The following is a 13,967-nucleotide window of genomic DNA, read 5'->3' as shown; positions in this document are numbered from 1 at the left end:
TCTTCTACCACCTAATAAGCTTTGTCTCAATCATCACAACATCTGAAATGAGGTTTCTTATGACGCAACGTATCGCATTAGTGACCGGTGGCGGTCGTGGGCTCGGTAAAAACGCGGCACTTAAGCTGGCGAACAAAGGAATAGGTATCGTCCTGACGTGGAACAGCAATGAAAAAGAGGCGCAGCAGGTTGTGGATGAAATTCGGCAATCTGGTGGAAAAGCAGCGGCATTACCGTTAAATGTCGGGGATATTTCAACTTTCCCATCCTTCGTTGAACAGATGAAGCACAGCTTAAAGGCACAGTGGCAAAGCGAAGGGTTTGATTATTTATTGAACAACGCCGGAATCGGCATTACTGCGCCGTACTCTGCATTCACCGAAGCGCAATTTGACCAATTGCTGAGCATCCAGTTTAAGGGGCCATTTTTCCTGACGCAGAGTCTTCTTCCGCTGATGAACAAGGGGGGAAGGATCCTCAATGTCTCGACCGGCCTGGCGCGTTTTGCTCTACCGGGCTACAGCGCCTATGCCGCCATGAAAGGGGCGATGGAAGTGCTTACCCGGTATCAGGCTAAAGAGTTGGGGGAACGCGGTATTACGGCAAATATTATTGCGCCGGGCGCGATTGAAACTGATTTCGGCGGTGGGAACGTGCGTGATAACGCGCAACTGAATGCATATATTGCCTCGCAAACGGCGCTGGGACGCGTCGGGTTACCGGATGATATCGGTGATGCCATCGCCGCGTTGCTCAGCGATGAACTCGCCTGGATGACTGCACAGCGTATTGAGGTATCTGGCGGGATGTTCCTGTAACGTGCAACGTGCTTATTCAATAGGCTGCGGTAGCTGTTGAATGAGCACTTAATGCTATATTGTAATTTGTAACATATTTATTATTTTTTCAGGATATCTTATTTTCAGCTAAAAATGTATTCTCTGAAAATTAATATTAATAAGGAATTCTGACCCTCGATAAATGAGGAATGTCTCAGAAATCTATCCTGTTCTGCCCGCTTTGTGTAATCCTTTTTCTTGAGCTGTAACTATTCATAACTCTTGCTTTTTTATTCTTCGCTTATCGGTAGAATGACCCCTGCCAAATGGTGAGTTATTATTTTTCCTCGTGAAGAATACCCTTTCGCGTCTCAAGACTACTATTTTTTAGACGGAGAGTTAATAATGCAGGTAATAATGTTTGACAGGCAGTCAATATTTATTCATGGAATGAATATAAGTTTGCAGCAACGAATTCCAGGAGTGAATGTTCAGGGTGTCAGTCAGGCAGATGACCTTTGGCAAAAACTGGAAAATACCCCAGATGCGCTGCTCATGCTGGACGGTGATCTCGACGGTGAGTTTTGCTGCAGCTTGCTGCAACAGATTGCACACTCTTTTTCAACGGTGAAGGTGCTGATCTCTGCCACTGATTGCAGTAAGAAATGGCTGCAGGATGTGACGCAATTAAACGTGCTGGCCATTGTGCCGCGTGACTCTGATGCAGAAACCTTTACTCTGGCGCTTAACAGCGTTGCGATGGGCATGATGTTTCTTCCCAGGGATCACTTAGCGACAAACGATAGCAGTCGGCAAAATATAAAAACATTAAGCGCCCGCCAGCGGGAGATCCTGACCATGCTGGCGGCTGGTGAGTCAAATAAACAAATTGGTCGGCTGTTAAATATCAGTACCGGAACGGTAAAAGCCCACCTTGAGTCACTTTATCAGCGCCTGGAAGTTAAAAACCGTACTCAGGCAGCAATGATGTTAAATGAATTTCTATAATTGATATTTATTTCACGGTCAGACGCTATCTGGCTGTGAAATATTAACCGGCCACCTTTCTGCGTGACAAAAGCGCGTTATCCCAACACTTAGCATCCACGCAATAAAGACTTCTTGTTGAAACGGGTCGTTAAGCTGAGGTTTATTTGTGCGTATTAATGCTTGGCAGATATCCAGATCTGTGAGCAGCAGGGATTCTGCCTGCGCCATTGAAATGGGGGCAATAAAGGTTTCATCGGGTGTAATTTCATGCCCGTAGCCAATGACCCATACACCATTTTTATCCTGATACTTTTCCAGCGACAGGCCCTGCCATTGCTTGATAAATGCAATACCGGCGGAGGTAAAATGAGCGGCACAATGCGGCATAATGATTTCTCTTAAAAGAAAAACAGTATAAAGATAATTATCAGCAGACGTAGTTGCCATATGGCCATTTTTGACCATAAACGCCTTACGACTTAAGGGGCGGCATTCACGTTTTAACCGGCTAAACATCCTGTCATCTCAGGCACTTTTCCCGATATGCTATTGCGTATCACCAGGCATAACCAGTCACCCTCCGTCATTGAGGGGCAGTCGCGCTGTTTTCAACACCGACACGGAGGATTTATCTCCAGAATAAATTTCAATGATTTTGCCGTTGTCACTGCAAAACGCATTTATTTGTTATATGAATGTGTTCTAGTCTACAGCGGCACAATTCTGCGCTGTGCCACGTTTATAAAAAGATAACGAAATACATCGTGAGGCCGCACCTTTCTGGGCTCTTTTAGGGAAGATAATGACCAATAGCGCGTTACAGGCGACATGTGCGCCATTTGAACACTGTTTGGGGATCATCCGTCAGGCGTCGGTGGAAATTTTGCTGCTGTTAGGCGTACATGTGGCAGAGGGCAAAGATCCGCGTTGGTTTCTGGAGCAACTCGATCAGGCCCGACTGAATCTGGGCGGTTGGGGGGCTGTCGCCAGACGCTTGCAGATGAATGATGCGCAACTCAGCCAGTTCACGTTGCGTTTACGCCATCTTCAACAGAGTGTGCCTCAGTATGAAAGCGGTCAGGATGTCAGTGAAAACCAGCTGATTTCCGCGCTGCGTTTTGTAGCAGCACTGGAGCAATTACGCCAGCAACAGCCGCTCCTGAACTATCAAACCGATATCGACATCGGGGGGCAGGATGCGCAGATGCGGGCGCAGCGTCAGCTTCGCGCAATAGAGTTAACGCTCAAAGCCCTCGTCGCACGGGTATGGCCAGATCAGCATCCGCTAAACAGTTTTCTGAAGCAGCACTTTGGTGCCGAACGCTTGCGTCGCTGGTTAAAGCTGGGCGAAGGACGTGATGCGCTGGACGGCATGCTGTTTAGCGAACTGGCGTTGATGGTGGTCGATAAGAAACTATTTGTTCGCCACTTTACGCAGATTTTTAATGATACGTCAGTGTTGATGCTGTTTGTCGAACCGCGCTTAACGCTGCGAATGTTTCTGGATGATTGCCGACTGGCGCGAAACGCTGTCATTGCTCAGCAACCGCTGACGTCAGTACAGCTGATGCTGTTAAATTACCAGTACCAACAAATTACGCATTCTGTGCAGCGGGCGTTTGAAGAGCGCCGAACGCGTATCAATCCTGCATCGTATCTGGAATCTGATGAGTCGACGGTTCGTCAATTCTGGGAAACGGCAAGGCAAAAAGACGAGCAGGCTGGAGGCGATAAAAAGGAAATTGCCGACAGTATCGATCCTCCTGAGAAGCGAGCGCAGCGTACGGCCGAAGAGCGCGAACAGCTGATTTCCGGCATGTTGTGGGTGGCTGTCGGTGTTATGGTTCTGGCGATCTCGCTGGGCGCTTTCTGGCTATTCAATGCACCTGCACCGCAAGCATCTTCAGGGCAAACTGTTGAGATAGTGCAGGAAGAGCCGCGGCGTGATGCGCCTTCTGCGCGAGAATCGGTGACCCGGATGGGCATTACATGGGATACCTTTAATATGCGGGCGGCTATCGATCGCAACGATACCCGCGTCACGTCGCTGTTCCTGCAAGGAGGTATGGACTGGAAGCTGGCGTGGACGGAGCAGGCATTTTCCGCGGGGAACACCGCAGTTCTGAAGCTGCTGCTGCGGTATCCCTCACAGATGGATGAGGCTAAACCCTGCCAGCAGTTTATGACTACGCTCAGTCATGCCATGTCGAATGGCGCATCACTGACGTCACTGCATAAAAGCTACCTACAAAGTTTCTGCTCGACACCGGAGGTCGTTGCTCGTCAGCAGTATGATATGGAACAGGCCCAACTGCGTGTGCGCGCAGATCCAAATGCAGAGAACAAAAAATGGCAGAAAATCCACACCGCGCTGTACGATGCCATTAACTAACGGCCCGATGCATTTCGTGGCATCAGGCCGTCAGACATTTACGGTTCACCGTACAAACCGATTAATCGGCGCACCACGCCATTCGTCCAGCCAAATCCGTCCTGCAGCGGATATTCCCCGCCGCCGCCTTCGCGCGGCGTGCCGTCAGCGATATGGTACTTTTCAATTAGCTTGTGGTGTTCATGATAAAAAACATTAACTGTTTTCAGCCAGTTACGGGCAATTTCATCACCGAGATGGTCATCGCCATACAGTTTAAACCCCTGAATCGCCATCCACTGCAGCGGTGCCCAGCCGTTGGGTTTATCCCACTGCTCGCCGGTTTCATACTCGGTTGCTAAAATCCCGCCTGGCGTGAGTAAGCGGCTGCGTACCGTGTTGGCGAGTCGGTCGGCTTGTTCATGTGTTGCCATACCGACATACAGCGGCACAATACTGGCAGCAGAGAAAAGGGCCATTTGTTCGCGCCGCCAGTCGTAATCGCGATAGCAGCCGTTTTCATCGTCCCACAGATAGCGGTTCACCGCATCGCGGCGGTCACTGGCTTTCTGGCGAAACTGCGCTTCCGTTTCTTTGTCGCCTTTCAGCGCGGAAATATTGGCGATGGTGCTTTCCAGCTTGTAGAGGAAGGCGTTCAGATCAATCGGGATGAACTGAGTGGTGCGTATGCTGGCAAGGCGGCCTGCATCGCGTAGCCAGCGCGAGGAATAATCCCAGCCGGAGGCCGCGCCCGCGCGCAAATCCCGATACACCTCATTGGGCGGGCGACCTGAATGCTTGGCGGTCTCGACGTCTTCAAGCCATGATTCATCACGCGGCGTATCACGATCGTCCCAATAGCGGTTGAGCAGAGAGCCGTCCGACATTCTGATCACGTGACGGTAGGCCTGGTTGAGCACCAGGGAATCGGCGCCATCCATCCAGAATGCGTATTCCATTTTTAGATGTTCAAGGTAGCGACGCGCGCCGCGCACGCCATCTTCTTCAAACAGTTCCACCATCAGCGCAAAGACCGGCGGCTGCGAACGGCTCAGGTAGTAGGTACGGTTACCGTTGGGGATGTGACCATAGTTTTCAATCATCCAGGCAAAGTTATCCGCCATACACTTCAGCAGATCTTCGCGGCCGCTCTCTGCCAGACCCAGCATGGTAAAGTAGGAATCCCAGTAGTAGGTTTCGCTAAAACGTCCGCCGGGCACAATATATGACTGCGGTAACGCCAGCAGCGAGGACCAGGGAATGTGATCCTGCGGCTCGCGCGTCAGCACAGGCCACAGTTGATCGATATGTTCTTTCAGCGAGCTTGCCGGATCGGACACATATTCACTGGAGGGCGTTTCCGGTAGCCAGAAATGGTTCTCGACGAAACGTCGCAGATCAAAGTCGCGGTGGCGTTTAACTTTGCGATAGCGGATTAAAATGTCCAGTGGGTCCATTTTGGGCGCACAATCAGGGAAGGTTTTGCTATCAGCAAATAGTTTGGATGACTGGACGTGTTCAAACAGCTCGAGGTAACGATCGGCGGGGGTTAACGCATCTGACGCGGGTAACCCTGCAATCATCTCCGGCTCTGGCTCTGCCTCAATCATTTCATCCAGCTTTAACTCGCACGGATCCATTTCATAAAGCAGATCGATATCGATCGTCATTTCTTCTGAAGGGGCGTGGGGTAGTTTCTGGTTGAGCATAATGAGAAAGACCTCCGATGGACGTTGAAAGATTAAGGCTATTGCCCGGTCGTCAGTTAAGCGTAGACTTTCGCTTCGGTGTCTGGTGAGTAAAGCGTGCGGTTGATCACATTTTAGTGCTGCATATTATTTAGAAAATAAGACTATCCCAATGAATATAATGAAGAATTCATAATCCTGCGTGACCTGAAGATATTTCATTTTCAGGACATTCGATTGCAACGAGTTGTGAACGGAAAACCATAACAGCTTATCTCCGTAATAGGCACAGGCTATTCTATCGATAGTTATCCCCCATGTAATTGCTTGATACTTATCAAAATAATAAATTCCCTACTTTCTATGATGGTTAAGTCTGATAAAGACTATGCACTCATTATTCTAATTTTTCTGGGTCACAATAACTCACAACGGTGAGGGTAAAATAATGAAAATCATTACCCGTCTTACCGCGATAGCCATAGCTGGCGTCGTGATTTGTTATTTTGGATTATCCGGTTATGTGTGGTATCACGATAATCAACGGAGTAAACAGGCTGATGTTCAGGCCTCTACGCTGGAAGAAAATAATAAAGTATTAGGGTTTTTACGCGAAAAAGGATGCGATTATTGTCATACCCCTTCAGCGGAATTACCTTTCTATTCTTCTTTTCCTGTCGCTAAACAGTTGATGAATTACGATATTCAACTGGGATACAAATCATTCAATCTTGAAGCCGTGCGTGCGGCGCTGGTTGCGGATAAACCCGTTTCGCAAAGCGATCTGAATAAAATTGAATGGGTGATGCAGTACGACACCATGCCGCCAACGCGTTATACCGCGCTGCACTGGGCTGGCAAGGTAAGCGATACGGAGCGAGCAGAGATCCTGGGCTGGATTGCGAAACAGCGCGAGCAGTATTACGCCAGTAACGATACCGCCGCGCAGCATCGTAATGAGCCTGTGCAGCCGATACCGGAAAGCATTCCGACCGATGCCCGTAAAGTGGCGCTGGGCTTTACGCTTTACCACGACCCGCGTATTTCCGGTGACAGCACGATTTCTTGCGCGCACTGCCACGCCCTGAATGCGGGCGGCGTGGATGGTCGCAAAACGTCAATCGGCGTAGGCGGAGCGGTTGGGCCGATCAACGCGCCAACGGTGTTTAACTCCGTGTTTAACGTGGAACAGTTCTGGGATGGCCGCGCGCCAACATTGCAGGCGCAGGCAGGCGGCCCGCCGTTGAACCCTATCGAGATGGCGTCTAAATCCTGGGATGAAATTATTCAGAAACTGGATAAGGATCCGCAACTCAAACAAGAGTTTATCGCGGTTTATCCGCAGGGATTCAGCGGGGATAATATTACCGATGCGATTGCTGAGTTTGAGAAAACGCTAATTACGCCAAATTCGCCGTTTGATAAATGGCTACGCGGCGATGAAGCGGCGTTAACTGCCCAGCAGAAACATGGCTATCAGTTGTTTAAAGATAATAAGTGTGCGACCTGTCATGGCGGTATTATTTTAGGCGGACGCTCATTTGAGCCATTGGGTTTGAAAAAGGACTTTAATTTCGGCGAGGTCACTGCCGCAGATATTGGCCGCATGAACGTCACTAATGAATTACGTGACAAGCTGCGTCAAAAAGTCCCTGGCTTGCGTAATGTTGCGCTGACTGCACCTTATTTCCATCGCGGTGATGTGCCAACACTTGATGGTGCGGTAAAACTGATGCTGCGTTATCAGGTGGGTAAAGAACTGCCGCAGGAAGATATTGACGATATCGTGGCGTTCCTTGAGAGTCTGAACGGGGTGTATACGCCGTATATGCAGGGTAAATAGACTTTGCCCTGGTCCTGATTCGGACGTAAAAAAACCGACTTCACGTCGGTTTTTTTACGCTTCAGCCCGAGTTGGTGGCTCTGGCCGGAGTGAGATAGTTATCATCTAACAATGGAGCATGCCCCGTGACAGGCAATGGATGAGTAAGCGGGTGCATTCTCACTCCATCTGATGGAGAAAACGGGTGATTGATAAAGCAATCATCGTTCTGGGAGCGTTAATCGCGTTGCTGGAGCTGATCCGCTATCTGCTGCAACTTTTGAACTGATAGCGGAAACGTAACTAAGGGCAAAGAGCTAACCCCTCTTTGCCCTTTAACACTCATGAAGTGCGATTAACGCATGGTAACGAACTCTTCTGCCGCCGTTGGGTGAATGGCAACGGTGTTATCGAAATCTTTCTTGGTGGCGCCCATTTTCAGTGCGACCGCGAAGCCTTGCAGCATTTCGTCCATGCCAAAACCAATGCCGTGAATACCGACAATCTTCTCTTCCGGACCGACGCACACCAGCTTCATGCGGCACGGCTGACGGTGAGTGGTGACAGCGGTATACATCGCGGTAAACGATGATTTATACACTTTCACCTGGTCATCGCCGTGCTGTTCGCGAGCCTGCTGCTCGGTTAAGCCTACGGTGCCAATTGGCGGATGGCTGAAGACCACGGTCGGGATGTTGCTGTAATCCAGATGCTCGTCCGGTTTGTTGTTAAACAGACGTTCGGACAGGCGACGGCCCGCCGCGACGGCAACTGGCGTCAGCTCAACGGCGCCGGTGTTATCGCCGACGGCATAAATCCCCGGCACGCTGGTGTTCTGGAATTTATCCACGACGATGTAACCTTTTTCGTTGGTTTTCACGCCAGTCGCTGCCAGGTTGAAGTTATCGGTGGCTGGTTCACGACCAATTGCCCAAATCAGGCAATCTACCGTTTCGCTACGACCATCTTCCAGTTGCAAGGTCAGGCTGCCGTCAGCGTTTTTAACGACCGCTTTCGGAATCGCGTGCGTATGCAGGGTCGGACCTTCGGCGTTCATCACCTCGACCAGCGTGTCGACGATCATCGGGTCGAAGCTGCGCAGCGGTGCGTGTTTACGCACGAACAGATGCGTTTGGGCACCCAGGCCGTTAATCACGCCTGCCAGCTCAACGGCGATGTAGCCTGCGCCGACGACCGCAACGCGTTTCGGCAGCGCGGGCAGCTCAAAGAAACCGTCGGAGTCGATCCCGTATTCCACACCCGGAATGTTCGGATGGCTCGGGCGACCGCCGGTGGCGATCAAAATATGATCGGCAGTAATGGTTTCACCGTTCACTTCAATGGTTTTAGCGTCCACGAAGCGGGCAAAGCCTTTAATCACATCGACGTTATTTTTACCCAGCACGTTGTCGTACGAGGTATGAATGCGATCGATATAGGCGGTACGGCTGGCGATCAGTTTATCCCAGTCGAACTTATTGATGGTGGTGTCGAAACCGTAATCCGGGCCGTACATATGAATCGCTTCGCGGATTTGTGCGGCATGCCACATCACTTTCTTCGGTACGCAGCCAACGTTAACGCAGGTGCCGCCCAGCTCTTTGGCTTCAATCAGCGCGCATTTCTGGCCGTACATTGCCGCACGGTTAATGGAGGCAATACCGCCGCTGCCGCCGCCAATAGCGATGTAATCATAGTGCTTGGTCATGACCGCTCCTTCATGTTCATTGTAGGGCGGAGAAGCGTTACGCCATCCGCCAAAATATTCGCGATTGTATACCTGATATTAAAAGGTTCCACCGATGGCTGCGATTACTCCGGCACGATCCAGCTTACCGAGGTATGACCGGTTCCTGCCGGAACCAGTTTGCTGTGCAACCACGGCAGAACGTTGTTCATCTGCTGCTCAAGCTTCCACGGCGGGTTAATCACAATCATGCCAGACGCTGTCATACCGCGCTGATCGCTGTCCGGGCGCACCGCCAGTTCAATTTGCAGAATTTTGCGGATGCCGGTGTCTTCGAGATCGTGGATCATGCGCTTGATTTGTTGGCGCAGAACCACCGGATACCACAGCGCATAAGTGCCGGTCGCGAAACGCTTGTAGCCTTCGTTAATACCGGTGACCACCGCCTGGTAGTCGCTTTTGATTTCGTAGGGTGGATCGATAAGGATCAGCCCACGACGTGAAACCGGCGGCAATTTTGCTTTCAGTTGCTGATAACCATCGGCTTTGGCCACGCGTGCGCGCTCATCTTTCTGGAATTCGCCGCGCAGCAGGGGAAAGTCGCTCGGGTGCAGTTCAGTTAATTGCAGGCTATCCTGTTCGCGCAGCAGCTGGCGAGCAATTAACGGAGAGCCCGGGTAGTAGCGCAGCTGACCGCTACGGTTGAAGTGTTGCACCACGCCAATGTAGGGTTCCAGTTCGGCAGGCAAATCGTCCTGCTGCCAGATACGGGCGATCCCTTCCAGATATTCACCGGTACGTTCGGCATGCTCACTGCTCAGCTGATAACGGCCAGCGCCAGCATGGGTGTCCAGATAGAGAAACGGTTTTTCTTTCTCTTTGAGCGACTCGATGATCAGGCTCTGGACGGTGTGTTTCAGGACGTCGGCGTGGTTGCCTGCGTGATAACTGTGGCGATAACTGAGCATGGGTAATGAAATTCCGCTGAAATGACGATTTGCCACAGTTTACAGCAGATCGGCACAGATTACCCGTAGGCCCGGTAAGCGCAGCACCACCGGGCGTCTTTCCGTCACGGTTAGCATTGAAATCCTCTACACTTAACCCCATTGTACAAATTAATATGCACAGCGCCGGATACGCGCTTCATTCACTCTTTTCAACAGGACCGCGCTAATGACCAATCCATTGCTGACTCCCTTCGAACTGCCGCCGTTTTCTAAAATTCAGCCTGAGCACGTTGTGCCTGCCGTCACTAAGGCGCTGAACGATTGCCGCGAAAACGTTGAACGCGTGGTTGCGCAGGGCGCGCCGTACACCTGGGAAAATCTCTGCCAGCCTCTGGCGGAAGTTGACGACGTACTGGGGCGTATTTTCTCTCCGGTCAGCCATCTGAACTCGGTGAAAAACAGCCCGGAACTGCGCGAAGCCTACGAACAAACGCTGCCGCTGCTGTCTGAATACAGCACCTGGGTTGGACAACATGAAGGCCTGTACAAAGCGTACCGCGACCTGCGTGATGGCGATCATTACACCACCCTGAACACCGCGCAGAAAAAAGCGGTCGATAACGCGCTGCGCGATTTTGAGCTTTCTGGTATTGGTCTGCCGAAGGAAAAACAGCAGCGCTATGGTGAGATCGCCACCCGCCTGTCTGAGCTCGGCAACTTGTACAGCAATAACGTGCTGGATGCCACGATGGGCTGGACGAAGTTAGTCACCGATGAAGCCGAGCTGGCTGGTATGCCGGAAAGCGCGCTGGCTGCGGCGAAGGCTCAGGCGCAAGCCAAAGAGCAGGAAGGCTATCTGTTAACGCTGGATATCCCAAGCTACCTGCCGGTGATGACCTACTGTGACAACCAGGGGCTGCGTGAAGAGATGTATCGCGCTTACTCCACGCGCGCGTCTGACCAGGGGCCGAATGCGGGCAAATGGGACAACAGCCCGATAATGGAAGAGATCCTCGCGCTGCGCCACGAACTGGCACAGCTGCTGGGCTTTGAAAGCTACGCCTTTAAATCTCTGGCTACCAAAATGGCGGAAAACCCGCAGCAGGTCCTCGACTTCCTGACCGATCTGGCGAAACGTGCCCGTCCGCAGGGGGAGAAAGAGCTGGCTCAGTTGCGCGCCTTCGCGAAAGCGGAATTTGGTGTTGATGAGCTGCAGCCGTGGGATATCGCTTACTACAGCGAGAAACAAAAACAGCACCTCTACAGCATCAGCGACGAGCAGCTGCGCCCATATTTCCCGGAAAACAAAGCGGTTAACGGCCTGTTTGAAGTGGTTAAACGTATTTATGGCATCACTGCCAAAGAGCGCACCGATGTTGACGTCTGGCACCCGGAAGTTCGTTTCTTCGAGCTGTACGACGAAAACAACGAGCTGCGCGGCAGCTTCTACCTCGACCTGTATGCCCGTGAACATAAACGCGGCGGGGCGTGGATGGACGACTGCGTCGGCCAGATGCGTAAAAGTGACGGCTCGTTGCAAAAACCGGTCGCCTACCTGACCTGTAACTTTAACCGTCCGGTGAACGGCAAACCCGCGCTGTTTACCCACGATGAAGTGATTACCCTGTTCCACGAGTTCGGCCACGGTCTGCACCATATGCTGACCCGTATCGAAACCGCGGGCGTTTCCGGTATCAACGGTGTGCCATGGGATGCGGTCGAACTGCCGAGCCAGTTTATGGAGAACTGGTGTTGGGAGCCGGAAGCGTTGGCGTTTATCTCTGGTCACTTTGAGACCGGTGAACCGCTGCCGAAGGAACTGCTGGATAAAATGCTGGCGGCGAAAAACTACCAGGCGGCGCTGTTTATTCTGCGTCAACTGGAGTTCGGTCTGTTTGATTTCCGTCTGCACGCGGAATTTAACCCGCAGCAAGGGGCGAAAATCCTTGAAACCCTGGCAGAGATTAAAAAGCAGGTTGCTGTGGTGCCAGGGCCGACATGGGGCCGTTTCCCACACGCTTTCAGCCATATTTTTGCGGGCGGCTACGCAGCAGGCTACTACAGCTATCTGTGGGCTGATGTCCTGGCGGCGGACGCCTTCTCTCGCTTTGAAGATGAAGGGATTTTCAACCGCGAAACCGGACAATCGTTCCTCGATAACATCCTTACCCGTGGCGGTTCTGAAGAGCCTATGGCGCTGTTCAAACGCTTCCGTGGTCGTGAACCACAGCTTGATGCGATGCTTGAGCATTACGGGATTAAAGGCTGATTTACCCGTCATACTTCAAGCTGCCTCTTCGGCAACTGCGCTCACTCACCCTGGTCACGTACTATTTGTACGTTCCCAGGGATTCCTTCACTTGTTGTCTTGATGCAACTCGAATTATTTAGGGTAAAGCGGAATTGAAAATCTGCTTAATTGATGAAACAGGCGCCGGAGACGGCGCCTTATCTGTTCTGGCCGCCCGCTGGGGGCTGGAACACGATGAAGATAACCTGATGGCGCTGGTAATGACGCCGGAACACCTGGAGCTGCGCAAGCGTGATGAGCCGAAACTCGGCGGCATTTTCGTTGATTTTGTCGGCGGTGCGATGGCCCATCGGCGCAAATTTGGCGGTGGCCGCGGTGAAGCGGTGGCGAAGGCGGTCGGCATTAAAGGCGATTACCTGCCGGACGTGGTCGATGCGACCGCCGGGCTGGGACGCGATGCGTTTGTACTGGCCTCGGTGGGCTGCCATGTACGGATGCTGGAACGTAATCCGGTGGTTGCGGCACTGCTCGACGATGGCCTGGCGCGCGGGTATGCCGACCCGGAAATCGGTCCGTGGCTGCAGGAGCGTTTGCAGTTGATTCACGCCTCAAGCCTGACGGCGTTAACGGATATTACGCCGCGCCCGCAGGTGGTGTACCTCGACCCGATGTTTCCACATAAGCAGAAAAGCGCGCTGGTGAAAAAAGAGATGCGCGTGTTTCAGTCGCTGGTGGGGCCAGACTTAGATGCCGATGGTTTGTTGGCGCCAGCACGTCAGCTGGCGACTAAACGTGTCGTGGTGAAGCGCCCGGATTACGCGCCGCCGCTCGCTGATGTGGCGACACCCAATGCGGTAGTCACGAAAGGGCATCGGTTTGATATTTATGCGGGAACGGCATAGGCCAGATGGTGAGCTATAGTGCCCGATGGCGCTGCGCTTATCAGGCCTACAGTTCGGTGCCGTTAGTAGGCCGGATAAGGCGGTAGCCGCATCCGGCGATTAGACTACACGAATGGAGCCAACGGATCGGCAATCTCAAACGCCACGGCCTTGTCAGCCTTCGGTGGATATATCAACTCACTGACAATAGATACCTTCAGCTTTTTCGCTTCTGCGCGCGTCAGTTTCACCTGCTGATCCCATCCTTCGCTATACACCGCGCCCCATGCGCCAAGATCCAGACAGGTGACGTAGTTTTCCTGACGATATGGCAGTGGCGCAACGTTTAGCAAGCTGGCTGCCGCGTTGTTCCCGGCGAACTTGCCCAACAAAATCGCGTGCTGACAGGTCATCAGCGCATGGTTGCCTTTGTCGTCGGTGGCGGCGTAGGCTACATCGCCAGTGGCGTAGATATCATCGTGACCCACCACCTGCAGATTGGCATTTACATGCAGACGACCCAGGCGATCGCGCGGGGCGTCAATTTG

General features: G+C 52.2%; 11 protein-coding genes and 1 pseudogene. 7 read left to right on the top strand and 5 right to left on the bottom strand.

What is annotated here, in order from left to right:
- Nucleotides 1-59: 59 nt before the first annotated feature.
- Both JTI85_RS00170 and JTI85_RS00165 read left to right on the top strand, forming a co-directional pair.
- Nucleotides 60-818 carry an SDR family NAD(P)-dependent oxidoreductase gene (locus tag JTI85_RS00170; RefSeq protein ID WP_219351970.1) on the top strand — a complete coding sequence of 253 codons (759 nt, stop codon included), beginning with the start codon at nt 60-62 and terminating at the stop codon, nt 816-818.
- Nucleotides 819-1,184: 366 nt separating this feature from the next.
- The gene (locus JTI85_RS00165; RefSeq protein WP_061066778.1) at nt 1,185-1,787 is read left to right on the top strand and encodes a response regulator transcription factor; all 603 of its coding nucleotides are present in this window, start codon (nt 1,185-1,187) and stop codon (nt 1,785-1,787) included.
- An 18-nt stretch (nt 1,788-1,805) separates the two neighbouring features.
- On the opposite strand, the gene JTI85_RS00160 is transcribed toward JTI85_RS00165, so the two are convergent.
- A complete protein-coding gene (locus tag JTI85_RS00160) occupies nt 1,806-2,156 on the bottom strand; it encodes a lysozyme (protein ID WP_048213804.1) in 351 nt (116 codons plus the stop codon).
- 415 nt (nt 2,157-2,571) lie between these two features.
- On the opposite strand from JTI85_RS00160, the gene JTI85_RS00155 reads away from it, so the two are divergent.
- Nucleotides 2,572-4,161, top strand: coding sequence for an STY4199 family HEPN domain-containing protein (locus tag JTI85_RS00155; RefSeq protein WP_172741941.1), 1,590 nt, complete (start codon nt 2,572-2,574; stop codon nt 4,159-4,161).
- Nucleotides 4,162-4,199: 38 nt separating this feature from the next.
- Here JTI85_RS00155 and JTI85_RS00150 read toward each other — a convergent pair whose 3' ends face one another.
- A complete protein-coding gene (locus JTI85_RS00150; RefSeq protein WP_199946224.1) occupies nt 4,200-5,849 on the bottom strand; it encodes an alpha,alpha-trehalase in 1,650 nt (549 codons plus the stop codon).
- A 427-nt stretch (nt 5,850-6,276) separates the two neighbouring features.
- On the opposite strand from JTI85_RS00150, the gene JTI85_RS00145 reads away from it, so the two are divergent.
- Entirely contained in the window at nt 6,277-7,671 is a 1,395-nt protein-coding gene (locus JTI85_RS00145; RefSeq protein WP_003837773.1) for a cytochrome-c peroxidase, read from the top strand.
- Nucleotides 7,672-7,855: 184 nt separating this feature from the next.
- Nucleotides 7,856-7,939 (top strand): damage-inducible type I toxin DinQ, encoded by an 84-nt coding sequence (dinQ, locus tag JTI85_RS00140; protein WP_003837776.1) that lies wholly within the window; start codon nt 7,856-7,858, stop codon nt 7,937-7,939.
- A 66-nt stretch (nt 7,940-8,005) separates the two neighbouring features.
- On the opposite strand, the gene gorA is transcribed toward dinQ, so the two are convergent.
- Both gorA and JTI85_RS00130 read right to left on the bottom strand, forming a co-directional pair.
- Nucleotides 8,006-9,358, bottom strand: coding sequence for a glutathione-disulfide reductase (gene gorA / locus JTI85_RS00135; RefSeq protein ID WP_219351969.1), 1,353 nt, complete (start codon nt 9,356-9,358; stop codon nt 8,006-8,008).
- Between the two features lie 104 nt (nt 9,359-9,462).
- Complete coding sequence (locus JTI85_RS00130) at nt 9,463-10,305, bottom strand: 23S rRNA (adenine(2030)-N(6))-methyltransferase RlmJ (RefSeq protein WP_003023347.1); 843 nt, start codon at nt 10,303-10,305, stop codon at nt 9,463-9,465.
- 208 nt (nt 10,306-10,513) lie between these two features.
- On the opposite strand from JTI85_RS00130, the gene prlC reads away from it, so the two are divergent.
- The gene (gene prlC / locus JTI85_RS00125) at nt 10,514-12,556 is read left to right on the top strand and encodes an oligopeptidase A (RefSeq protein ID WP_219351968.1); all 2,043 of its coding nucleotides are present in this window, start codon (nt 10,514-10,516) and stop codon (nt 12,554-12,556) included.
- 134 nt (nt 12,557-12,690) lie between these two features.
- Nucleotides 12,691-13,440, top strand: coding sequence for a 16S rRNA (guanine(1516)-N(2))-methyltransferase RsmJ (rsmJ, locus tag JTI85_RS00120; RefSeq protein ID WP_048213631.1), 750 nt, complete (start codon nt 12,691-12,693; stop codon nt 13,438-13,440).
- A gap of 104 nt (nt 13,441-13,544) precedes the next feature.
- On the opposite strand, the pseudogene JTI85_RS21150 reads toward rsmJ, so the two are convergent.
- Nucleotides 13,545-13,967 (bottom strand): annotated as a pseudogene (locus JTI85_RS21150) (NAD(P)/FAD-dependent oxidoreductase); the annotation flags it as partial.

The sequence above is a fragment of the Citrobacter sp. Colony219 genome, assembly GCF_019382635.1.
Lineage (GTDB): Bacteria > Pseudomonadota > Gammaproteobacteria > Enterobacterales > Enterobacteriaceae > Citrobacter > Citrobacter youngae.
Note: the sequence above shows the minus strand (reverse complement) of the source record. Positions and strands in the feature narration are given on the sequence as shown.

Coding starts and splice junctions, on each gene's coding strand:
- prlC (WP_219351968.1), top strand. CDS start 10,514: ATGACCAATCCATTGCTGACTCCCTTCGAACTGCCGCCGTTTTCTAAA.
- JTI85_RS00155 (WP_172741941.1), top strand. CDS start 2,572: ATGACCAATAGCGCGTTACAGGCGACATGTGCGCCATTTGAACACTGT.
- JTI85_RS00150 (WP_199946224.1), bottom strand. CDS start 5,849: ATGCTCAACCAGAAACTACCCCACGCCCCTTCAGAAGAAATGACGATC.
- gorA (WP_219351969.1), bottom strand. CDS start 9,358: ATGACCAAGCACTATGATTACATCGCTATTGGCGGCGGCAGCGGCGGT.
- JTI85_RS00145 (WP_003837773.1), top strand. CDS start 6,277: ATGAAAATCATTACCCGTCTTACCGCGATAGCCATAGCTGGCGTCGTG.
- JTI85_RS00165 (WP_061066778.1), top strand. CDS start 1,185: ATGCAGGTAATAATGTTTGACAGGCAGTCAATATTTATTCATGGAATG.
- JTI85_RS00170 (WP_219351970.1), top strand. CDS start 60: ATGACGCAACGTATCGCATTAGTGACCGGTGGCGGTCGTGGGCTCGGT.
- JTI85_RS00130 (WP_003023347.1), bottom strand. CDS start 10,305: ATGCTCAGTTATCGCCACAGTTATCACGCAGGCAACCACGCCGACGTC.
- JTI85_RS00160 (WP_048213804.1), bottom strand. CDS start 2,156: ATGCCGCATTGTGCCGCTCATTTTACCTCCGCCGGTATTGCATTTATC.